Source organism: Campylobacter sp. JH32, assembly GCF_017846535.1.
Taxonomy (GTDB): domain Bacteria; phylum Campylobacterota; class Campylobacteria; order Campylobacterales; family Campylobacteraceae; genus Campylobacter_D; species Campylobacter_D coli.
Map to the genome: position 1 here is coordinate 101901 of NZ_JAEQBS010000002.1, position 18410 is coordinate 120310.

The 18410-nt window shown below is 28.1% G+C and carries 32 protein-coding genes and 1 tRNA gene; 5 read left to right on the forward strand and 28 right to left on the reverse strand.

All coding sequences use genetic code 11. The features are described from left to right. Positions 1 to 13 precede the first annotated feature (13 nt). Together KAR67_RS01855 and KAR67_RS01860 are read right to left on the reverse strand one after the other, a co-directional pair. Positions 14 to 1363: a sodium-dependent transporter gene (locus KAR67_RS01855; protein WP_002790562.1), complete on the reverse strand. Its 1350-nt coding sequence runs from the start codon at positions 1361 to 1363 to the stop codon at positions 14 to 16. A gap of 13 nt (positions 1364 to 1376) precedes the next feature. Next, positions 1377 to 2711, reverse strand: a complete 1335-nt coding sequence (locus tag KAR67_RS01860; protein WP_002785017.1) for a sodium-dependent transporter — start codon at positions 2709 to 2711, stop codon at positions 1377 to 1379. Between the two features lie 243 nt (positions 2712 to 2954). On the opposite strand from KAR67_RS01860, the gene KAR67_RS01865 reads away from it, so the two are divergent. The 3 genes from KAR67_RS01865 to KAR67_RS09870 all read left to right on the forward strand — a co-directional run bounded on the left by KAR67_RS01865 (position 2955) and on the right by KAR67_RS09870 (position 4833). Then, the gene (locus KAR67_RS01865) at positions 2955 to 3293 is read left to right on the forward strand and encodes a F0F1 ATP synthase subunit C (protein ID WP_002785015.1); all 339 of its coding nucleotides are present in this window, start codon (positions 2955 to 2957) and stop codon (positions 3291 to 3293) included. A 56-nt stretch (positions 3294 to 3349) separates the two neighbouring features. Further along, positions 3350 to 3435 (forward strand) — tRNA-Leu (locus KAR67_RS01870). A gap of 198 nt (positions 3436 to 3633) precedes the next feature. Next, positions 3634 to 4833, forward strand: a complete 1200-nt coding sequence (locus tag KAR67_RS09870) for a site-specific integrase (protein ID WP_002783946.1) — start codon at positions 3634 to 3636, stop codon at positions 4831 to 4833. Here the strand turns inward: KAR67_RS09870 and KAR67_RS01880 are convergent. The 25 genes from KAR67_RS01880 to KAR67_RS02010 form a co-directional block, all read right to left on the reverse strand. Beyond that, positions 4760 to 4999: a helix-turn-helix domain-containing protein gene (locus KAR67_RS01880; protein WP_002811742.1), complete on the reverse strand. Its 240-nt coding sequence runs from the start codon at positions 4997 to 4999 to the stop codon at positions 4760 to 4762. The two genes, KAR67_RS09870 and KAR67_RS01880, sit on opposite strands and share 74 nt — an antisense overlap. Continuing rightward, positions 4992 to 5534, reverse strand: coding sequence for a pentapeptide repeat-containing protein (locus tag KAR67_RS01885; protein WP_170876367.1), 543 nt, complete (start codon positions 5532 to 5534; stop codon positions 4992 to 4994). The genes KAR67_RS01880 and KAR67_RS01885 overlap by 8 nt, the downstream gene beginning before the upstream one ends. Position 5535: 1 nt before the next feature. Then, complete coding sequence (locus KAR67_RS01890; RefSeq protein ID WP_170876366.1) at positions 5536 to 6204, reverse strand: antA/AntB antirepressor family protein; 669 nt, start codon at positions 6202 to 6204, stop codon at positions 5536 to 5538. Between the two features lie 146 nt (positions 6205 to 6350). Further along, positions 6351 to 6506 (reverse strand): hypothetical protein, encoded by a 156-nt coding sequence (locus KAR67_RS01895; protein ID WP_002826691.1) that lies wholly within the window; start codon positions 6504 to 6506, stop codon positions 6351 to 6353. 20 nt (positions 6507 to 6526) lie between these two features. Then, positions 6527 to 7426, reverse strand: coding sequence for a hypothetical protein (locus tag KAR67_RS01900; protein ID WP_170876365.1), 900 nt, complete (start codon positions 7424 to 7426; stop codon positions 6527 to 6529). Continuing rightward, entirely contained in the window at positions 7411 to 7968 is a 558-nt protein-coding gene (locus KAR67_RS09565; protein WP_225893291.1) for a hypothetical protein, read from the reverse strand. The genes KAR67_RS01900 and KAR67_RS09565 overlap by 16 nt, the downstream gene beginning before the upstream one ends. Before the next feature lie 144 nt (positions 7969 to 8112). Beyond that, on the reverse strand, positions 8113 to 8592 hold the full coding sequence (locus tag KAR67_RS09570; RefSeq protein ID WP_225893290.1) for a helix-turn-helix transcriptional regulator: 480 nt from the start codon (positions 8590 to 8592) through the stop codon (positions 8113 to 8115). Further along, entirely contained in the window at positions 8592 to 9623 is a 1032-nt protein-coding gene (locus KAR67_RS01920; RefSeq protein ID WP_131235491.1) for a RelA/SpoT domain-containing protein, read from the reverse strand. The genes KAR67_RS09570 and KAR67_RS01920 overlap by 1 nt, the downstream gene beginning before the upstream one ends. 37 nt (positions 9624 to 9660) lie before the next feature. Then, positions 9661 to 9897 (reverse strand): hypothetical protein, encoded by a 237-nt coding sequence (locus tag KAR67_RS01925; RefSeq protein WP_131235490.1) that lies wholly within the window; start codon positions 9895 to 9897, stop codon positions 9661 to 9663. Between the two features lie 9 nt (positions 9898 to 9906). Further along, positions 9907 to 10200 carry a hypothetical protein gene (locus KAR67_RS01930; protein WP_131235489.1) on the reverse strand — a complete coding sequence of 98 codons (294 nt, stop codon included), beginning with the start codon at positions 10198 to 10200 and terminating at the stop codon, positions 9907 to 9909. 63 nt (positions 10201 to 10263) lie between these two features. Next, complete coding sequence (locus tag KAR67_RS01935) at positions 10264 to 10704, reverse strand: YopX family protein (RefSeq protein ID WP_131235488.1); 441 nt, start codon at positions 10702 to 10704, stop codon at positions 10264 to 10266. Continuing rightward, entirely contained in the window at positions 10685 to 10963 is a 279-nt protein-coding gene (locus tag KAR67_RS01940; protein WP_002846449.1) for a hypothetical protein, read from the reverse strand. The genes KAR67_RS01935 and KAR67_RS01940 overlap by 20 nt, the downstream gene beginning before the upstream one ends. Next, positions 10944 to 11639, reverse strand: a complete 696-nt coding sequence (locus KAR67_RS01945) for a hypothetical protein (RefSeq protein WP_002783960.1) — start codon at positions 11637 to 11639, stop codon at positions 10944 to 10946. The genes KAR67_RS01940 and KAR67_RS01945 overlap by 20 nt, the downstream gene beginning before the upstream one ends. Further along, positions 11639 to 12373 carry a hypothetical protein gene (locus KAR67_RS01950; RefSeq protein ID WP_057035384.1) on the reverse strand — a complete coding sequence of 245 codons (735 nt, stop codon included), beginning with the start codon at positions 12371 to 12373 and terminating at the stop codon, positions 11639 to 11641. The genes KAR67_RS01945 and KAR67_RS01950 overlap by 1 nt, the downstream gene beginning before the upstream one ends. A gap of 3 nt (positions 12374 to 12376) precedes the next feature. Further along, positions 12377 to 13072, reverse strand: a complete 696-nt coding sequence (locus tag KAR67_RS01955; RefSeq protein ID WP_162284696.1) for a Rha family transcriptional regulator — start codon at positions 13070 to 13072, stop codon at positions 12377 to 12379. Between the two features lie 411 nt (positions 13073 to 13483). Beyond that, a complete protein-coding gene (locus KAR67_RS09575) occupies positions 13484 to 13954 on the reverse strand; it encodes a hypothetical protein (protein ID WP_225893289.1) in 471 nt (156 codons plus the stop codon). A gap of 42 nt (positions 13955 to 13996) precedes the next feature. Then, entirely contained in the window at positions 13997 to 14119 is a 123-nt protein-coding gene (locus KAR67_RS09815; RefSeq protein WP_002783964.1) for a hypothetical protein, read from the reverse strand. A 286-nt stretch (positions 14120 to 14405) separates the two neighbouring features. Continuing rightward, positions 14406 to 14615, reverse strand: coding sequence for a hypothetical protein (locus KAR67_RS01975; protein ID WP_002783968.1), 210 nt, complete (start codon positions 14613 to 14615; stop codon positions 14406 to 14408). A 2-nt stretch (positions 14616 to 14617) separates the two neighbouring features. Beyond that, on the reverse strand, positions 14618 to 14833 hold the full coding sequence (locus KAR67_RS01980; RefSeq protein ID WP_002783970.1) for a hypothetical protein: 216 nt from the start codon (positions 14831 to 14833) through the stop codon (positions 14618 to 14620). Between the two features lie 48 nt (positions 14834 to 14881). After that, positions 14882 to 15736 carry a lambda exonuclease family protein gene (locus KAR67_RS01985; RefSeq protein ID WP_162284695.1) on the reverse strand — a complete coding sequence of 285 codons (855 nt, stop codon included), beginning with the start codon at positions 15734 to 15736 and terminating at the stop codon, positions 14882 to 14884. A gap of 1 nt (position 15737) precedes the next feature. Beyond that, a complete protein-coding gene (locus KAR67_RS01990; RefSeq protein ID WP_002783979.1) occupies positions 15738 to 15965 on the reverse strand; it encodes a helix-turn-helix domain-containing protein in 228 nt (75 codons plus the stop codon). Beyond that, positions 15956 to 16213 carry a hypothetical protein gene (locus tag KAR67_RS01995; RefSeq protein WP_002840504.1) on the reverse strand — a complete coding sequence of 86 codons (258 nt, stop codon included), beginning with the start codon at positions 16211 to 16213 and terminating at the stop codon, positions 15956 to 15958. Before KAR67_RS01995 ends, KAR67_RS01990 begins: the two co-directional genes overlap by 10 nt. Continuing rightward, on the reverse strand, positions 16204 to 16473 hold the full coding sequence (locus KAR67_RS02000; protein ID WP_002783984.1) for a hypothetical protein: 270 nt from the start codon (positions 16471 to 16473) through the stop codon (positions 16204 to 16206). The genes KAR67_RS01995 and KAR67_RS02000 overlap by 10 nt, the downstream gene beginning before the upstream one ends. A 256-nt stretch (positions 16474 to 16729) precedes the next feature. Then, positions 16730 to 16900, reverse strand: coding sequence for a hypothetical protein (locus KAR67_RS02005; RefSeq protein ID WP_002786775.1), 171 nt, complete (start codon positions 16898 to 16900; stop codon positions 16730 to 16732). A 399-nt stretch (positions 16901 to 17299) separates the two neighbouring features. After that, complete coding sequence (locus KAR67_RS02010; protein ID WP_002783985.1) at positions 17300 to 17572, reverse strand: hypothetical protein; 273 nt, start codon at positions 17570 to 17572, stop codon at positions 17300 to 17302. 50 nt (positions 17573 to 17622) lie between these two features. Here KAR67_RS02010 and KAR67_RS02015 point away from each other — a divergent pair, with 50 nt between their 5' ends. Then, a complete protein-coding gene (locus KAR67_RS02015) occupies positions 17623 to 17763 on the forward strand; it encodes a hypothetical protein (RefSeq protein WP_170876363.1) in 141 nt (46 codons plus the stop codon). Here the strand turns inward: KAR67_RS02015 and KAR67_RS02020 are convergent. Next, a complete protein-coding gene (locus KAR67_RS02020) occupies positions 17753 to 17944 on the reverse strand; it encodes a hypothetical protein (protein ID WP_002783990.1) in 192 nt (63 codons plus the stop codon). The genes KAR67_RS02015 and KAR67_RS02020 overlap by 11 nt on opposite strands. A 143-nt stretch (positions 17945 to 18087) precedes the next feature. Here KAR67_RS02020 and KAR67_RS02025 point away from each other — a divergent pair, with 143 nt between their 5' ends. Then, positions 18088 to 18345 (forward strand): hypothetical protein, encoded by a 258-nt coding sequence (locus KAR67_RS02025; protein ID WP_048818571.1) that lies wholly within the window; start codon positions 18088 to 18090, stop codon positions 18343 to 18345. Positions 18346 to 18410 lie beyond the last annotated feature (65 nt).

Below are 18410 nucleotides of genomic sequence, written 5' to 3' on the forward strand. Positions count from 1 at the left end.
TTATATGAAATAATTAAGAAATTTTAACAAAAATTTGATAACACATTATGCAAATAATTGCTATAGGTGATATAAAACGAATAAAAAATAGCCAAATTGTAAATATTTGACGATTTACAAATTTGGAAAATATTTTATAAATTCGCTTTTTATCCACAAAAAAACCTACAAATATAGAACTTACAATCGCCCCTAGGGGAAGTAATATATTAGAAGTCACCTTATCTAAAAGAGTAAAAAAATCTTTTCCAAAAATACTAAATAAACTAGAAAAATGAGTATTTAAAGATAAAATACAACAAATTCCCAATACAAAAACGATAAAACCTATAAATGATAAAGCTTTAATACGAGAAATTTTATAATTATTAACCACATAGAAAGTCAGAGGCTCTATCATTGAAACCGCAGAAGTAATACCTGCGAAAAAAAGTGCCAAGAAAAAACAAAAGGCTAAAACATAACCTAAAATTCCAAGCTCATTAAATAAACTCATCAAAGATACAAATACTATTCCTGGACCTTGTATATTTGGATTTGCCTCAAATTCAAATATAAAAGTAAAAACTATAAGCCCCATGATAAATGAGATAAGAAGATTAATCAAAACTATAAAAATAGAACTTTTGATAAAATTTATTTTTTTGCTTAAAGCCGCAGAATAAGTCACTATACAGCCTATTCCTAAACATAATGTAAAAAAAGCAAGCCCTAAAGCTTCAGCAATAGAACTTAATTTAAAATTTGAAAAATCAGGATAAAAAAGATAAGAAAAAGCTTGCTTAAAACCATTTTGAAAACTCATACAATAAAGTAGCATAAAAATAAGCATGATAAAAAGACTTGGCATTATAACCACATTCAGTCTTTCAATGCCTTTTATTAAACCCTTAGACACAATCAATAAAGTAAGAAAAAAAGATAAAGAAAAAAATAAAATAGAATTGCTTAAATCAGCACTGATTAAAGTAGAAAAATCACTTCCTGCTTGCTCTAAATTTTTAGGTAAATAATAAAGACTAGTCAAGGCATATTTTAAAACCCAACCCATAATTACCAAATAAAAAGAAAGAACAAAAATTCCACCTAAGGTGAAAATTCCACCATAACGCCATCTTCTGGCATGACTTTTTGCAAGAGTATAGTAAGCATTTGCTAAATCACTTCTACTTAAACGCCCCATTGATACTTCAGCTAAAAAGATACTAAACCCTATACTAAGAGTAAAAAATAAATACAAAAGAACAAAAACAAAACCGCCATTTTCAGCGCTTAGGGTTGGAAATTTCCAAGCATTTCCCAAACCTACAGCCCCGCCTGCAACAGCTAAAATGAAACCTATTTTTGAAAAATATGTTCTCATTTTTAATCCGATTTTACTTTAAAAAAGCACTAATCATAACAACAATAACCGCCAAAGGCGAAATAAATCTTAAAAAGATATACCAAAGTTCAAAAAATATACCCTTCATATAAGGACCAAATAAAATTTGCAAAGCTTCTTTTTTGATCACAAAACCCACAAAAATAGCAGCTAAAATTCCACCCAAAGGCATAATAATTTTACTTGATAAAGTGTCCAAAAGATCAAAAACACTAAGACCAAAAATTTTAAATGCAGTTGAATCCAAAGAAGACAAAATACACAAAATTCCTAAAGTATAAACTATAATTCCTATCAAAATTAAAGCTTTTTTACGGCTCATTCCAAAGCTATTAATTAAGTAAAAAGCAAAAGGCTCTATCATTGAAACTGCTGAAGTAATACCTGCAAAAATCAAAGATATAAAAAAAGCTGCTCCTAAAATATGTCCTATAGCTCCAAGTTTTTGAAATAAAGTCGCTAAAGAAACGAAAATCAGACCTGGACCCTCTTTGCTTGCATCAAAACCAAACTCAAAGATAAAGGTAAAAACGACTAAACCCATTAAAAGTCCGATTAAAAGATTGATAAAAATGATATTTAGAGTGCTGGTAATAAAATTTGTACGCTCAGGTAAACTTGCCGAATAAGTGATAATAGTCCCTACCCCCAAAGATAAACTAAAAAAAGCAAGTCCTAAAGCCTCAAGCACATTAGAAGTACTAATCTTAGAAAAATCAGGCACGAAAAGAAATTCAACCGCCATCATAAAACCATCTTTAGTCATTGCATAAATAAGCATCAAAACAAGTAAGATAAATAAAGCTGGCATCATCCAAACATTTAGTTTTTCAATGCCATTTTTTACACCCTTGGATACTGTGTAAAAAACAATTAAAAAAATCAAGGTAAAACATACAAATTGGCTTACAAAATCACTTGAAATTAATTTTCCAAATTCAGCAGAACTTGTATTAAGATCAGGATATAAATTTCCGCTAATACTTAAATATGCATATTTAAGTATCCAGCCAATTACTAAAGTATAAAAAGAAACGATTAAAATTGCTCCTATCATAGTAAAACCTGCATAAGACCAAGCTTTTTTATTTGAAGGAGCAAGTTTTTCATAAGCATTAACAGGATCTTTTTCACTAATCTTTCCTATACTAAGCTCGGCTAGAAAAATAACAAAACCTACACCCAAAGTTAAAATAATATAAAGCAATATAAAAGCAGAACCGCCGCTTTGTCCTACCAAAGTAGGAAATTTCCAAGCATTTCCTAAGCCCACAGCTGAACCAGCAACTGCTAAAATAAAACCTATTTTCGAAAATTTAGAGTTCAAAATTTACAACCTTGTATTAAAAAATTATTTTAAAGTATTATTAAAGCAAAAAAAGTTTTAATCTTTAATGAAAGTAATAAAAATACTTTAAAAATGTGAAATTTAGTAAATTTCAATAAAATTAAAGATAATTTTTGATATATTTTCAACTTAGTTTTAAATCTTAAGTAGGGATACGCAAGCCGAACTGATTTAAAATTAAAACATTAAAACTCTCTATAAATTTTAAAGAAAGGTTCAAAAATGAAAAAAATCTTTTTTCTATTTTTAGCTCTTGCAGCAACTGCTTTTGCAGCTGAAGCTAATGCACCTGTTGAACAAGAAGCTATCAATGTATGGATCAAAGCGTTTTCTGTTTTAGCGGCAGGTTTAGGACTTGGCGTTGCTGCACTAGGTGGTGCTATCGGTATGGGTAATACTGCAGCGGCTACTATAGCAGGAACAGCTAGAAACCCAGGACTTGGGCCAAAATTAATGACAACAATGTTTATTGCATTGGCAATGATAGAAGCGCAAGTTATTTACGCTCTTGTAATTGCTCTTATAGCACTTTATGCAAATCCTTTTATAGTTTTTGCTTAATCTTAAAAAAGCTCTATTTTAAGTAGGGCTTTTTATTTCTTTGAATTCTAAAATTTGCGGTTATGGTGGAATTGGTAGACACGCCATCTTGAGGGGGTGGTGCGCTCCGCGTGTGCGAGTTCAAATCTCGCTAACCGCACCATTTATACTTCTTTTAGCTTTTTTCAATTTTTTTTACTTCTTTTTAATCATCTATAAAATAGGCTTTTCGTAGATATCTAATTGCTTTAGATTATTTTTAATTTATTTTAATTTATTATACTTGCAGATATTTTTTATTGACTTTGTTATTGACCTAGCTAAAATTTGCTATTGACTTTATTGACCTAAAGGAATAAAAGTGCTAAACGATACCAAAATAAAAGCCTTAAAAGCTAAAGACAAAAAATACTATATTGCTGATTTTGACAACCTACTTCTTTGTATTTATCCGAGCGGTAAGAAAACTTTTATATTTAATTATAAATGTCCTAAAACTTTAAGATACAAAAGAATAACTCTAGGAGAATACCCTACCCTCAATCTTGCTAACGCTAGAAAACAAAGAGATAATCTAAAAGTAAATTTAGCTGAAAATGACAGTATAAGAGAAAAGTATGAAATAACATTTAAAGAATTAGCATTGGAAAAAATGGATCTTAAAAAACTTGAATTAAGCGAAAAAACCTACAAAAGCTATATGAGTTATTTACAAAGATTTGCTTTTGGAATTTATGGAGAAATTATATTAGATAAATTGCAAATCAAGGATATTTTAAAAAGTTTTGAAAAATTTAGAAAAGAAAATATAAGAGAAGGTGCCGATAAGTTCTTTACTCTTTTAAATGAAATTTTTAGACATGGTGTTATAAAAGAATATATTAAAAGTAACCCCATGGCAAATCTAAATAGAAAAGAATTGCTTATAAATAAAGCGAGTAAAAATCATGCCACCTTGTTGGAAACTAAAGAAATTAAAGCATTAGTAGATAATATAATTGATTACAAGGGATATATTAGTGTAAAAATTGCAGCAATGTTTTCTTTATTAACTGCACAAAGAAGCTTTAGTATAAGAAGTGCAAAATGGGAAGATATTGATTTGGAAAATGGTATTTGGTATATACCGCAAGAAGATATGAAGATGAAAAGAGCGCATACTATACCTTTAAATTCTCAATGTGTATATATGCTTAAAAAATACAAAGAGATGAGTATTAATACGGGCTATTTATTTTATAGTTTAAGAAGTAAAAGTGAAATTATAAGCGATAACACAATTAGATCCATGTTTAGAAGAATGGGCTACTCTAATGATGATTTTACACCGCATGGCTTTCGTGCTATGTTTAGCACCCTAGCCCATGAAAATAGAAATAAACACCAAATGAGTAGCGATATTATAGAATTGTGTTTAGCGCATGTAGAAAAAAATAAGATTAAATCTGCATATAATCATGCTTTAAATTTGAAGGAAAAAGCTATCCTTATGCAGTGGTGGGGAGATTATCTCGATGAGATTGCTGATCTAAATCAACAAGTCCGAAATATTTTTTTATAAAATTTTCAATATCTTGTTTAGGATACAATCCCGAACAATTTCTATGTTGTTTAAACTCTCTAAATTTGCCTTGTTTGGCGTATTTGTGAACTATAGGCTCTTTTACTTTTAAAAGATTTGCAACTTCTTTTCTTGTGTAGTAATCTCCGATATCTAATCTAATCATTTTCAACTCCCAGTCTTTTGTCTATAATTTCAAAAATAGTATCCTTGTAATAATTCCAAAGCCATTTTTGCTCCTCATCTTCTATATTATCGACACTTGTGTTGCGCCATTCTTTTATTGTTTTAGTGTCACACCCTAAATTCATCATGGTTTTTGTAAAAGTCATAACATAGGTATCAACGACAACACTAAAGATATTTTTCATATCTCCTATACAGTCCCTAAGATCTACATTTTCAAATATACAATTTTCAAATTCTGTTCTTAGAAAATTACAAAAATGGAAACTTGCTCCACTAAAATCACAATCTATAAAAGATGTATTTTTGCTTGAAATATCATTTAAATTAGAATTTTTAAAACTAGCTCCATTTATAAATGCATTATTAAAATCTAATCCACTTAAATTTAGATTTTCTAAGTTTGCATCATTTAAAGAAATACCTTCTAAAATACAATACTCAACTAATTCTTTTTCACTTTTCCTATCATCTTCGATAATGATAGTTTCATCAAGTCTTTTTAAAATTCCCATTTTAACTCCTTAATTTTTTTCTCCATTTTTCTTCAAATTCATCATAATTTTTCCAATAATTAAGCTCTTTTTCAAGCTTATTTAAAACAGTTTCAAACACTAAATTTTTACCTATTTTTTCTGCAACTAAACTCATTTCCCACTCTTTTATGCAAAGCATATCATAATCCTTGGCTAAGATTTTTCTAAGTTCTAGTAATTCTTCCTTGCTAAGTTTTCTTTTAAAGCTTAGCTCCTTTTTATGTTCTAAGTCGTATTGAAGAGCTTTGATTTTATTTTCATATTTCTCCTTTTGTTGTGCTAATTGAGATTTGTAACCTAAGCTCTGTCTAAAAGCTAGTTTTTGCATCTGTTCAGCTTCAAGGTTTTTTAAGCGTTTTTCACATTCTATAAAATAACGCCTTGCTTGTCTTCCCTTTTCGTTGTTTTCAACCATGCAAAGCTCTTTTGCCATATCTAAGGTTACATAATATTCTTTGCGTGGTCTGCGTCCTGTAAAAACTTCTTTAATAATATAATCTTGATTTTCGATAAAATCATATTGATTAATACGATTTTTAATCCAATCAGCAAATTTAGAATTTACTTCTAAGTAACAAAAAAGATTTTCAACATTGGCTGGAAAAGCACCTTGTAATTCTGTGTGTGGGAATGTTAATTGTAGTTGCATATCATATCCTTATCAAAATATTTATAATTGATATGCGTATTATAACTAATTACTTATCGTTTGTCAATATATTTGATAATGAAATGATATGTAAATATATATTTTTTATTTTTCTAAAATTTTAGAAAAATAGCAAAAGCCCTTATTTAAAGTGCTTTTAAATCCTTTGTAATTAAAAATATTATATATTGAGTAAGCGGCAAACCCACTTCATCAGCCTTTTTTTGCAACTCATCTTTTTGCTTATCACTAAGCCTTATTTGCACAATGTTGCTTCCCTTACTTTCTTTCTCTTCTGCCATTTTATTCCTTTCTTTAAAACTTATTCCACGTTTAATATAACAATTTCTTTGATTTTATTGTATTCTTTTACAATTCTTAGTTTTAATTTTACTTCTTGTTCTTGTATACTAGATTTAGCAAGTTTCATTCTAGCATTAACATCTATTATATCTGCATTAGCCCAATGAGTTTTACCACCTAAAATTATTTTAAATTTTTTTCTGTCATTTGTTTTTTCAAAACCTAAAATTTTAAAATCTCCTTCAGTATCTTCTGTTTGCGTGGTATCTTCTATTTCTTTAAAATTATAATCTTCTTTATTTTGATTAGTAATAACATCATTTCCTAAACTAAAGCTAGCTTTTTCATCATCTTTTAGTATTTTAACTAATGTTGTCTTGGGAGCATTGCAAGCATTTTGTAATTCTTTATTTTTGGCGATTTCGGCTATAATTTTTGCGTTTTCATTTTGAGATTTTATTTTTTCTATATTTTCATTATGAATTAAAAAATTTCCAAATGACCAACAACCTCCAATAATTAATGCTATTGCTATAAAAAGAATGAGCTTATCTCTACTTTCCATATCTTTAATCACTCCTAATAAATTTGTTAAAAGCTCGTCTGTTTTGATTTCTAAACTACCTTCTCCTAAATAAAAACGAATTAATTTATTTTTATCAATACCATCAATTCCAAAATCCTTTTTTAATATATCGGCAACTCTATAAAAACTATCTTGATAAGAATCAATAACTCTTGCGATTTCAGCGTCTATATATCCTATATTATAGTTCTCAAATCTCCCACCCTGCAACTTAATAGTATGTTGTATTGTGCCAACTTCTGTTACTTTAATATTTTCCCCATTTGAAAGTTTTTCAAAAATTACAAGCAAGTCATCAACTGAATTTATTGATAGGCTCATTTTTCTCTCCATAATTTAAGTTTTTTAATTTTACCAAAACTTTTTTTATCTAAATATGAAATTCGGCTGATCTGAGTTTTAAGTTCCGAAGAAATCAGCGGTTGGAGATTTTTTGCATCCATAAAAGCGGGTATTTGATCTAGCCTTGCATTTCCTCTTGGTTCTCTTCCTAAGGCTCTAAATACTCCGCTATGGGTAATAATTCTTACTCCATTTTCTAAAACTGCCACATCAATAGAGCTTTCATTTATTTTTAAAACACCATCTGCCAAAGATTTTAGTAGTTTCTCTTCTGTCATATTACTCCTTTCTTTTAATTTCTTAATTTTATCAAAAAGTTTATAAACACCTTCTAAAGTCCATTTGATTACTCTTTGCCTTCCGCCTTTGGTTTGCTCATAATCGTAGAAATAGTGTATATTTTCTATGAGTTCATCGGCGTGTAAATTTTTGTGAGACATTATTGTAGTGTTATCTACTGCGTAGTTATATGCAACTTCTGTATTTAAAAAACTTCTAGTGATTTGACAAATTTCACATTGTAATAAATTCATCTTAAACCTTTCATTTTTGAAAATATTTAAGAAAATTATATATTATTTATGAAAGTTTGTCAATATATTTCATTCATTTTTGATAAATTATTCTAAAATATTTGCCAAAAATGAAAATAAAGGGTGTGGAAAATTTCCATATCCTTATAATTCTGATATTATTTTATGAGCTTTTTTGATTGTTTCTAGCTTTCGCTTTAATTCTATATTTTCAAGCATTGTTTTTAAAAAAAGTTCTGTAAGTCGTGGCAAATCTCCGCTTTTCCAACGTGCTATAGTACTTTCTGGGATTTCTAACATTTCGCTTAGCTGTCGTTGGGTAATGTTTAACTCTTTGCAAACCTTTTTAACAATGTTTTCTTCTGTATTTATCGCAAAATGCCATTCTATACAATAAAGATTTTCATCTGTTTTTGGATTTTTAAAAATTATATGATTTCCTCCTTCGTGACAAAAGGGTTGGAAACCTAATATATTTGTTATTTGTGGTAAAATTTCATTAATAATTTTTTTTTCATTACCTCTTTTTATTTCAGTGCTTAGCAAAATTTTATCTTTAAGTGTTCCATTTATGACTATTCTTTCGTTTGTTGTGCTATCTAATTTATAAACATCTAGTTTCATTAATTTTCCTTTATCTCATTAATTTCTTTTTTTATAGACCCAATAAACATACCACTATCAAGATAATAATTTGGATAAGCTTTTTTAAGGAGATTAAACTCATCTAAAGAAACTAAAACCACATCAGTATCTCCTTTTTCTTTGGATATTTGTTCTAATAAATCATAATCCCATTGTGCTTTTTGAAAGCTATTCTTTTTATATCCACGAATCATTAAAGTGTTTTCTGTAATATTGAGTTCCACAATAAAATAATAATTTTTCCTATCTGTTTGTTTTTCTATATTTTTACCTAAAATTGCCAAACCTGATAAAGTTTGTAAAATATTAAACTCGCTATCAAGTTTTTGTATCTTTTTGCATATTTCAAGCTTTGTAAATTTGCTATACTCTTCCAAGATATTAGTTTTTTCTATTATTGAAAATAAAGCACTACATAGTTTAAAAAATTCTTTATAATGTTCTTCACCTTCTCCTTGCTTTATTTTTGATTTTGTTTTCATTCCTAAAACTTCTACTGCTGTTGCCCAATTGTGCTGCAACTGTGTTCTTATTTGTAGTTCTAAACATTTTTTTGAACCATCTTTGTATTCAAAAATTTGATGAATTGAACGATAACCATCTGATTTTGGTTGTTCAATATAATTACTTGTTTTTTCAAGCTTAAATTTTATGCTACCTTTTAAATAGGTATCATCCATTATTGTTTTAAACTCATTGACTTGCTCCATGGTTTTAAAAACAATTCTAACACCTGCTATATCTTGCATTCTATCTAAATTCATACTGCTAAAACGCTTTAACTTAATTTCTATAGAATTAAGTCTTTTAAGTCTTCTTGCTACAATTAAAGCTTTTAATTTATGTTTTTTTAGTTTTTTGTTAATAGAATTAACCATACTAGTCATAATAGAAATATGAATGCTACGCCAATTTGATATTATTTCATAATCTTTAAGAGTTGCTATGTTATTTCTAATATTTTCTCCAGCTTTTCTAACTTGCTGTTTTGTAACTTCAGTATCGCCCATAATATCTCCTATAATTCATTAATCCATTGTGTTATATTTATCCTTTTAATCCCCATTTATTGCAAAGTAAATTTAAATCCGTATTTGTCTTTAAAAGCTCATCAAAATAAAGCTCTAATTTATCAATATAAAGTCTAGCCCCTTTTAAATCATCATTTTGTATATTTTTAATTACTAGATTTTTACTATCTTTGATAAGTCTTTGAAGCTCATCTTTTTTATCTTTAAGCTCAGTTAAACGACCTCTTGCGTAAGTAATTGTTTCTTCTTGCATTTTAATCCTTTATCTCATACAAAATTCGATTAAATCATCAATATCATTTAAATCATTTTTAGAAAAGTATAAATAAGCTTTAGGACTGATTAAAACTCCTGAAAAATCGCCATTATTTTCTTTATCGTATTTTAAAACTTTGCATTCTTTTAGAAAATGAGTACAAGAGCTAAAGTCTATTTTATATTCTTTACAATCTTTGTTAAAATCATCTGAAAAAAGTATGCTTTGATTTGGAAAATCATTTAAAAGTGTTTTTATAATACGTTTTGAAATAAGCTTAAAAGCTTTGAAGTTTTCCATTAATTCTCCTTTATTTTATTTTATCAAAATTTTACTTAAGCAAATAGACTTCTTTCTGCATCTTCATCCTTTCAATAATTCTTTATTTTCGTGTATATTGCCTACGACATATACATCTTCAATTGTTTTATTATTTTTATGTCTACGAAGGTCAAATAAGTACCCACCATCTCCATTAGATAATTTAGAACACAATCCCAACTCCATATCAAAACAAATAATTTCATAAAATATTTCTGAATTTTTTTCATTAGTAAATACTAAGCATTCTATAATATCTCCTATATAGATTTTATTACCTTTGTAATCATAGTAGCCTGTAAATAACTCTATCTCTAAATCATTCTTATTCTTTATAAACTCTACTTCATTAATTCTGTCAGTTTCAGTAAATGTGGTTCCTGCTTCTACAGGATATTTGTCATATTTATGAAGTTCTATTTCATTAAGATATCTCTTTTCAGTATTATCCCAAATTCTAAAATCAAAGTCTTTTAGTTTCATTTTTATTCCTTAAAAATTTTTCAACATCTTCAAAAGCTTTCACAATAAGCTTTTTTTCATGAAAGTAATTTCTTCCGCTTGGCTTACTTTTGTAAATTTTGTAAGCCTTTCTGAGTTCTTTTTTACTTATGTGATTTTTATAATTTATTTTTTCAATTGCAATCCCATTGCTTCTTAAAAAACGACAAAAGCAACTTCTCCTCTCGCTAAATGGAACGATTTTTACAATTTCAAGATAATTAGAACGGCAAACTTTCATCATCATCTCCTATTTCGATATATTTTTCATTGTTATTGTTTTTTACTTCATTTCCATAAGGGTTATAGCTTTGATTTTCTTTTGGAATAAATGATTTATTATTGTCGTTATTTAAAGATTTATGCCTTGCTTTAAAAGATTTTATAGATAAAGGCTCTTTATTATTTTGAAACTCATCCATGCTTTGCATTTTTTCATTAAAAATTCTATCAAGAAAGATTTTGTTAGCAAGTTCTCCATTTTTACTTAAATATTCTTCTGTTCCAAAACCTAAAACTAAAAGTTTATTAACTAAAGAATTTAGATAAATAACTTCAGTCTGCACCCCAAAAACATTCTCATTTCCCTTTTCACTAAAATCAAGTTCATCAATTCCAAAGAATTTCATAATGGCATTTAATTGTCTAAATCCTAAATAATTTTCTTTTTCTCCATTTTTATTGATATAGCTAAAATCGTTATTTTTAGCTACAAAAAGATTAAAAATAGCTAGTTTTTGCTCTTTTCTGGTTAAAAATTCAAAACAAATAAAAGTATTATTGCTTCCATCGCTTGCCAATTTATCATATAAAAAGGCTTTGCGGAAAACTCCGCTATAAAGCCCACCTTCACTTAAATACTCTACGCTTGGCGAATAATTTGCCACTTCAAAACTTGCCTTAAATGCTGGTAACATTATAATTCTCCTTTTAATTGTGTTAAAAATTCATCTTTATTGCTTAGAACTTCTCGTATTTTTTCACTTGTAAATAAAGAATGTTTTTTTATAAAATTGTTTTGCTCCCCAGTGTTTAAACCATTATCACTCATAAATTTTCTAAGTTCAGCACCTAAAGCTTTTATCTCTTTTGCTTTATTTTCTATAGCTTTTTCATCACTACCCCAAACTTTTAAATCTTCATTTGGATTTAAAAATCGCTTTTCCTTTATTGTTTCTAATTCACTCTCATCAAGCATTCCAAGTCCGCAAATACTTAAGGTTACACGCCTTTTTGCTTTTGTGATAGCTTTCATTATTGCGTTTGCTAAATTATCGCCACCTAAATTTTTAATATTTAAAGCACCTGTATCGCAATCAGTTCTTCCATCTGGTGTTGCTGCGTAGGCTGTAACCATATAAATATCGCCAACTTGTGCCACTTCTGTTTTTGTAATACTTACTTTTCTTATTTGTCTTAGCTGATCTGTTGCTGATTTATTTGCATATAAAGTAAGTTTGCCATTTAATACTATGTATTCAAAAGGCTTTGTAAGCATGTTTAAGTTTAAACTTTCACAAAGATTTTTAACATAACTCGCTCGTTCTACATCACTAAGTTTTGATAAATCACCTTTTACCAAAGCCAACTCATAAGGATTAAAATTTATTTCTAATTTATTTTCTTCTTTTAATACAACTTCATTACTCATTTTTCATCTCCTTAATATTTTTCTCCATTTTTCTTCGTATTCTTCATAATTTTGCCAATAATTAAGCTCTTTTTCAAGCTTATTTAAAACAGTTTCAAACACTAAATTTTTACCTATTTTTTCGGCAACTAAACTCATTTCCCATTCTTTTATGCAAAGAATTCCATAATCACGGGCTAGTATTTTTCTAAGCTCTAGTAATTCTTCCTTGCTAAGCTTTCTTTTAAAACTCAACTCCTTTTTATTTTCTAAGTCGTATTTAAGGGCTTTGATTTTGTTTTCATATTTTTCCTTTTGTTGTTTAAGCTGTGATTTATAACCTAAGCTTTGTCTAAAAGCTAACTTATCGTGCTTCTCATATTCAATATTTCTTAGTCTTTTTTCCATTTCATTGAAAGCTTTTATAAACAGGATTTTCCATTTATAAGCTTTTTCGCCTGTAAAACCCATCACTAAAAGAGAAAAAGCGTCACGAGTAAGGTTTATCATACGCCTTTGTTCGCTCTTTTTGTCAAAATAGCTATCATATTTAAAATTTGAGCTTTTAAATTCATCGTTTGGTAGTTTATCTATTGCCTTTAACACATTTGAGTGGTCTTTTTCAAATACTTCAGCTATCTGTAAAGAGTTGGCGAATATTTCATCGCCAACAACTTCAAAAACTACATTTACATTATTTATAGGGATTAAAGCACTCATTTTTTAAGCTCCTTAATCTCTTTTTCTAATCTTGAAACCTTAATAGCTAAGCCTAAAACCAAAGTTGCTAAAACTACTAACAAAATTTGCACCATAACCGCTCCTTTATGATATAATTTTAAAAGGTAAAAGATGTCAGGGGGCTTTCGCCCCTTTGGTTACCGCTTCAATGCTTGAATGATTGCAGTCATCAAGCAAATTACCGCAGTGATTAGCTCGAGCACTTCACTAGTTGGCATCTTTTACTCCTTTCGTTTATTTAAAGGTTATGTTTTATAACCTTTATGCGAGAATTATAGCATAATTACGAACTATTGTCAATAGTAAAAGTGTAAAAATATAAACTTTTTTAAAATTTTAGTTATGATTTTATACTTTTGGTGGGTTTTAACCAAGTTAAAAATAACTCGGTTAAGAAATAAAATTTTTAAGAAGTGTTTTTAATTGTTTTTGCTCGTTTAGTTCGGCTTCTAGCTTATGAATTTTGATAAGCATTTGACAAGCTTTTTCTACTTGTTCGCCAACTTCGCCAATCGCAAGTTGTTTTACTCGACCTTCGCTAAGTCCTATCAACTCGCCAAGTTGCCTATAAGTAAGCCCTAATTCCTTGCAAACCTTTTTAACAATGTTTTCTTTCTCTTCTGCCATATTACTCCTTTCTTTTAATTTCTTAATTTTATCAAAAAGTTTATAAACACCTTCTAAAGTCCATTTGATTACTCTTTGTCTTCCGCCTTTTGTTTGCTCATAATCATAGAAATAATGTATATTTTCTATGAGCTCATCGGCGTTTCTTAAAAAATGTTTTGTGATTGAATTTTTGGTAACTTCATAAAATGAAGCAACTTGTATTGAGGTATTATTTTGTATTTGTGATAGCATATTAACCCTTTCATTTTATGCTTTGAAAGGGTTGTTTTGATTTTAGTGCTTACTTTCTTTCGTTTTGTCTTTTAGAGACTTATTTTGCTTATAAAATAGATAGCAAGTATAAGCAAAGAGTATAACGCTTACCCCTGCGATAATGTTTAAACCTATCTCATTCATCCTTTTGCCTCCTTTGCATAAGAATACATATAGCCATAATCCCGACGCTAAAAGCAGTTATGATAAAGCTTTGCGGTTTAAAGTCAAAATTCATTAATGCGAAACTCCCATTAACAAATAAGCCAAGCCCTATGTTTTTAATTAATTCTAACATAGCCAAATTCTAACACAAAAATCTTAAACAACCCTAATTCAAAGAACATAAATTACTAAAATCTCGCTTAACTCCTTTTGCGTGATATTTAACTCTTTACAAACTTCTTTAACAATGTTTTCTTTCTCCATTTTATTCCTTTTCATCTGTGATAAACTCAAATTTTAAAACACTGCTTTTATCTTCAAAAGATTTTAGGCTCTGACGTAAAGTTTTAAAAGGTGCTTCATCATAAGAATTAAAAAAGTTTGTATGACAAGCAGGACAAAAAAGAATGCTTTGCTCAACTTTTGCAATGATTTGCGTATCGCAGTTTCTGCAGGTAATTTTATAGCTTTTCATATTTATTCCTTTTCATCTGTAATAAATCTAAACTCTGCTTTTTTATGCTCTTTTAAGCTTTGCAATATATTTCCTAGTTTAGAAAGTGGAGCTTCATCATAAGAATTATAAAAAGCATTATTGCAAAGTGGGCATACAATGACAGTTTTACCTATATCTAAAGTGATTTTAGTTTTACATTGTTTGCAAGTGATTTCTAAACTTTTTAAATTTAACATTTTAACCCTTCCTTTGTTTTTATAATTTTATCAAAAAGTGCTTTATTTTTATGCTCCTTTTTTGATTTTTAAGCACATTGAAGTACTTTCCTTATAAAATTCTTTAGGCACAGTGATATTTTTTTGCTCTAAAAAGCCCTTATAATCAATTGTAGTTCTACTTTGCGGATAAATTGTAATATCCAAACATCTTGCTTTTTCTCCATTTGCTAAGGCTATGAGTTCTTTTTTAAGACTTTCTAGCTTTTCCTTAATAGGTTTAATCGTGTTTTCAAGCCTTATAATTTCAATCGTTAGATTTTTTGCTTTAGTATCTTCAAGCTCTTTATAATCGCTTTTTTGATCTATGATATAATCTAATATAAATTGCTTTATATTTTTAACCAACCATTCTTGATAAGCTTCATCTCTTAAAACTTCGCACTCTACAATCTCTTCTTCTTTGTTCATAGCTACAAAAACACATTTTTCTTTACCACTGATATAGAGTTGAAATTGCACTTGAGCGTAGTATTTATCACTTGGCTTTTTATTTCTTTTGATAAAATCATACTCATCTTGCGAGTATTTAAACTCATAAATAATTCCATTTTCATCTATTCCATCTAAACTTGCTATAAACATTTCATTTTCTAGACTTTGCAAAACTACAGGAGTGATACTCACAGAATGTAAAAATTCAACCCTAGCTCTAATCAAAGGCTCATATTCATTGCCTCTTCTCATGGCTTCATTTTGATAGACTTCTTTAAGTCCTAAAATGATATCTCTTGCTTCTTCTTTGGAATTAAAAGCACCTTTAATACCTACACAAGATGCTACCATCGATGCACCTATTTTTCCTTTTCTAAAATTTAACCATTCCACACTACCCTGCTCTAAATCAATTATTTTACAATTCATTTTATCCTGCCTTTTTTATTTTTGGAGTGCTTTTTAAAATATAAAAAGTATTTCTCGTTTCTTTGTTTCTAACTGTTTCTATTGCATAACCTTTATTTCTAAGATTATAAATATAAGCTCCAAGTCTTGTAGTAATTCTTGTATCTATGCAATAAAAATTATCTATTTTTCCTTTGTTTAATAAAATATTTAAGACTTGTTTTTCTTGTGATATTGTAGTTACTGACATTCTTTCTCCTTTAATCTTTTTACTTCTTTAATAGCTTTATCATCATTTTTAAAAACCCCTATAAGTCCTAAAGCATCAAGTATTTTTATACGAAAATTACTAAGTTTTACATTGATTTTAATTTCTTCTTCTAGCTTCAATGAAATTTCATTTATAGCAGTATCTTTTAATGCTATTACACCTTTTAGCCTTTGAACTTCTTTTTCTAAGTTTCTGATTTTTTCATTCTTTTTAAATATCAAGAACATAGTTTTGACCTTTCTTTTGCATAAAGAAGCTCATAAATTTTATTTTGCAAAGAGCTAATTTCTTTTATATTTTTCATATTTGCTTCTATTTGGTCTTTTAACTCTTTTAAAAGTTCTATTTTTTCATTTTCAAGATTAGAAATTTCAGTTTTTAAAGATTTATTTTCATCTTTTAAAGACTTATTTAGCTTCATTTCTTTTCTATATTCATCTTTGCTAAGTTTAATGATGACTTGTTCTTTTGTGTGATAAGCTTTCATTTTTTCTCCTTTTAGATTAATGCTTAAAAGGAGCAACTGAGTTCTTTATTAAAAAGGAAAATAAAAACTAAAAAACAAAAAAGACAAATTCTCATTAATGTAAAATAAGTAGTTTTAAAGTTGCCCCATTTAAGCATTAAAGGAGCTTAAGAAAAGCCAAGAGCCTTGCTCTCTTGGCGTGAGTATTGTTTAAGTATAGGCTAAGCAAGGCTATTCTATAATTTTAGTGGTTTTTTAGTTTAGTTGATTGATTATTTCAATCAACTTTTTTACTATTTCTAACAATAAAAAAGCAATTTTTAAAAACTTCTCTATCATCAAAAACAGCTCCTTCCCCACCAAGAGAAATTAGCCACTTAAACAATGTTATTTTATCAAATTTATTTTTATTTTTGATAAAGCCGAGTAAATCCGCAAGTCTCGGCATTGTATAATCGTTTAAGTTTATGCTAAGCGGATTTAGTTAAAATTTATCTGTGTTAAAAAATATTAGAGTTTTATAAACTCTCTAATTAGCTCTAAGATTAAGATTAAAATTGTTAAAATTTTATCCCACATTTTAGAGCCTCCTTTCTCAACACTGAGACAAGTTAGCCACTTAAACTTTATAATTATACTTTCTTTTTCTTAAACCCTTAGTTTTCTGTCGTTTTTAAAGTGCAAGAAAACCTTAAAAATAGCACTATAAACAATAATAACGAGCCAAGTTTATGGATAACTCGCTAACCCTTCCGCTATTCAAAACCATCAACACGATAGCAAAGCTTAATTTCCAAGCAGTCAAAAGCTTAAGAAAGTTCTTTAATAAAAAGAACTTGTTAAACTTTTAATAAAGCTTTTCGTATTTCTTCTCAAATTTCCTTACTTTTTCCAATAAATCATAGGTATCGTTAATAAACTCATCTCCATAGGCTTGCAAAGAAGCTGCAATATCTTCATCATCTTCCAAGCTTACTTCTAAAATATTTTTAAATTCTTGCAAAGAGTTAAAAATATCCGCAAAGTTTTCTCTGCTCTCTAATTCATCTTTAACTAATTCTCTTGCGTAGTTAGAAATTCTTTTTTCTTCTCTATCAAAATAAAAATCTGTAAAACTCATTTTTTATCCTTTTTTAGTTATAATCACTTTCACTCTAGGAAGGTGATATAATGGACGAAATACAAAGCTTAAAAGCTCAACTTAATAATCTTCTTTTAAGAGTTAGCGAGCTAGAAAGTAAAGTCGCAACCCTTGAAAAAAGACTAAATGACAAAAATTTTCAAGTTTTAAACGAAACTCCTAATCTTTGAGAGAAATAACAAATCCTTTGTTTTCAAACGCTTCTTTGGTGATTAAGTTTTTAACTGCATTATGAAGAACATTAGCTAAAAACTCTTCCAAAGAAGCGTAACTTTTTGAATAATTTCTTTCAAAGGCTATTTCTAGCATTTTTTTAATATCAGGTCTTAAATCTAATTTAACCTCTAGCATTTTTTTATCCTTTTTGTTTTGTTGATAAAAGTATATAATAAAGAAACTTAATTAAAATTTAATTTAGTATATTAATTAGAAACTTTTTTAAAAATATTTTTGTGGTATAATTTTTTAATAGAAAATAATTAAAAGGATTGAATTTGTTTATTAGAGCATTAAGAGTTCTTTTCATCTTATCTTTTATTGCGGATTTGACTATCATAGGACTGTTTGTTGGTATTCCTTTGTTTTTGATTTTATGGGGAATTCAATATATTATTTACGGTGAAAAAAATCCTTTTTTTGTATTTGCAAAACACAATTCTAAGCCTTACCAAGAAGATATTATAGATGTTGAAGTTGAAGATGAAAAACCAAAAAAATCCTTAAAAACATTTTTAGAAAATTGGAAGGATTAATGCGATGGATATAAAAGGTTGATGGGGTATTGATAGTATAAGTAAAATAAAGACTAAAATTTACC

Bases quoted from the DNA above. Each gene is read 5' to 3' on its own strand.
- KAR67_RS01855 (WP_002790562.1), bottom strand. From the start codon at position 1,363: ATGAGAACATATTTTTCAAAAATAGGTTTCATTTTAGCTGTTGCAGGC.
- KAR67_RS01865 (WP_002785015.1), top strand. From the start codon at position 2,955: ATGAAAAAAATCTTTTTTCTATTTTTAGCTCTTGCAGCAACTGCTTTT.
- KAR67_RS01880 (WP_002811742.1), bottom strand. From the start codon at position 4,999: ATGATTAGATTAGATATCGGAGATTACTACACAAGAAAAGAAGTTGCA.
- KAR67_RS01885 (WP_170876367.1), bottom strand. From the start codon at position 5,534: ATGGGAATTTTAAAAAGACTTGATGAAACTATCATTATCGAAGATGAT.
- KAR67_RS01890 (WP_170876366.1), bottom strand. From the start codon at position 6,204: ATGCAACTACAATTAACATTCCCACACACAGAATTACAAGGTGCTTTT.
- KAR67_RS01895 (WP_002826691.1), bottom strand. From the start codon at position 6,506: ATGGCAGAAGAGAAAGAAAGTAAGGGAAGCAACATTGTGCAAATAAGG.
- KAR67_RS01900 (WP_170876365.1), bottom strand. From the start codon at position 7,426: ATGGAGAGAAAAATGAGCCTATCAATAAATTCAGTTGATGACTTGCTT.
- KAR67_RS09565 (WP_225893291.1), bottom strand. From the start codon at position 7,968: ATGAATTTATTACAATGTGAAATTTGTCAAATCACTAGAAGTTTTTTA.
- KAR67_RS09570 (WP_225893290.1), bottom strand. From the start codon at position 8,592: ATGAAACTAGATGTTTATAAATTAGATAGCACAACAAACGAAAGAATA.
- KAR67_RS01920 (WP_131235491.1), bottom strand. From the start codon at position 9,623: ATGGGCGATACTGAAGTTACAAAACAGCAAGTTAGAAAAGCTGGAGAA.
- KAR67_RS01925 (WP_131235490.1), bottom strand. From the start codon at position 9,897: ATGCAAGAAGAAACAATTACTTACGCAAGAGGTCGTTTAACTGAGCTT.
- KAR67_RS01930 (WP_131235489.1), bottom strand. From the start codon at position 10,200: ATGGAAAACTTCAAAGCTTTTAAGCTTATTTCAAAACGTATTATAAAA.
- KAR67_RS01935 (WP_131235488.1), bottom strand. From the start codon at position 10,704: ATGAAACTAAAAGACTTTGATTTTAGAATTTGGGATAATACTGAAAAG.
- KAR67_RS01940 (WP_002846449.1), bottom strand. From the start codon at position 10,963: ATGAAAGTTTGCCGTTCTAATTATCTTGAAATTGTAAAAATCGTTCCA.
- KAR67_RS01945 (WP_002783960.1), bottom strand. From the start codon at position 11,639: ATGTTACCAGCATTTAAGGCAAGTTTTGAAGTGGCAAATTATTCGCCA.
- KAR67_RS01950 (WP_057035384.1), bottom strand. From the start codon at position 12,373: ATGAGTAATGAAGTTGTATTAAAAGAAGAAAATAAATTAGAAATAAAT.
- KAR67_RS01955 (WP_162284696.1), bottom strand. From the start codon at position 13,072: ATGAGTGCTTTAATCCCTATAAATAATGTAAATGTAGTTTTTGAAGTT.
- KAR67_RS09575 (WP_225893289.1), bottom strand. From the start codon at position 13,954: ATGCTATCACAAATACAAAATAATACCTCAATACAAGTTGCTTCATTT.
- KAR67_RS09815 (WP_002783964.1), bottom strand. From the start codon at position 14,119: ATGAATGAGATAGGTTTAAACATTATCGCAGGGGTAAGCGTTATACTC.
- KAR67_RS01975 (WP_002783968.1), bottom strand. From the start codon at position 14,615: ATGAAAAGCTATAAAATTACCTGCAGAAACTGCGATACGCAAATCATT.
- KAR67_RS01980 (WP_002783970.1), bottom strand. From the start codon at position 14,833: ATGTTAAATTTAAAAAGTTTAGAAATCACTTGCAAACAATGTAAAACT.
- KAR67_RS01985 (WP_162284695.1), bottom strand. From the start codon at position 15,736: ATGAATTGTAAAATAATTGATTTAGAGCAGGGTAGTGTGGAATGGTTA.
- KAR67_RS01990 (WP_002783979.1), bottom strand. From the start codon at position 15,965: ATGTCAGTAACTACAATATCACAAGAAAAACAAGTCTTAAATATTTTA.
- KAR67_RS01995 (WP_002840504.1), bottom strand. From the start codon at position 16,213: ATGTTCTTGATATTTAAAAAGAATGAAAAAATCAGAAACTTAGAAAAA.
- KAR67_RS02000 (WP_002783984.1), bottom strand. From the start codon at position 16,473: ATGAAAGCTTATCACACAAAAGAACAAGTCATCATTAAACTTAGCAAA.
- KAR67_RS02005 (WP_002786775.1), bottom strand. From the start codon at position 16,900: ATGCCGAGACTTGCGGATTTACTCGGCTTTATCAAAAATAAAAATAAA.
- KAR67_RS02010 (WP_002783985.1), bottom strand. From the start codon at position 17,572: ATGAGTTTTACAGATTTTTATTTTGATAGAGAAGAAAAAAGAATTTCT.
- KAR67_RS02015 (WP_170876363.1), top strand. From the start codon at position 17,623: ATGGACGAAATACAAAGCTTAAAAGCTCAACTTAATAATCTTCTTTTA.
- KAR67_RS02020 (WP_002783990.1), bottom strand. From the start codon at position 17,944: ATGCTAGAGGTTAAATTAGATTTAAGACCTGATATTAAAAAAATGCTA.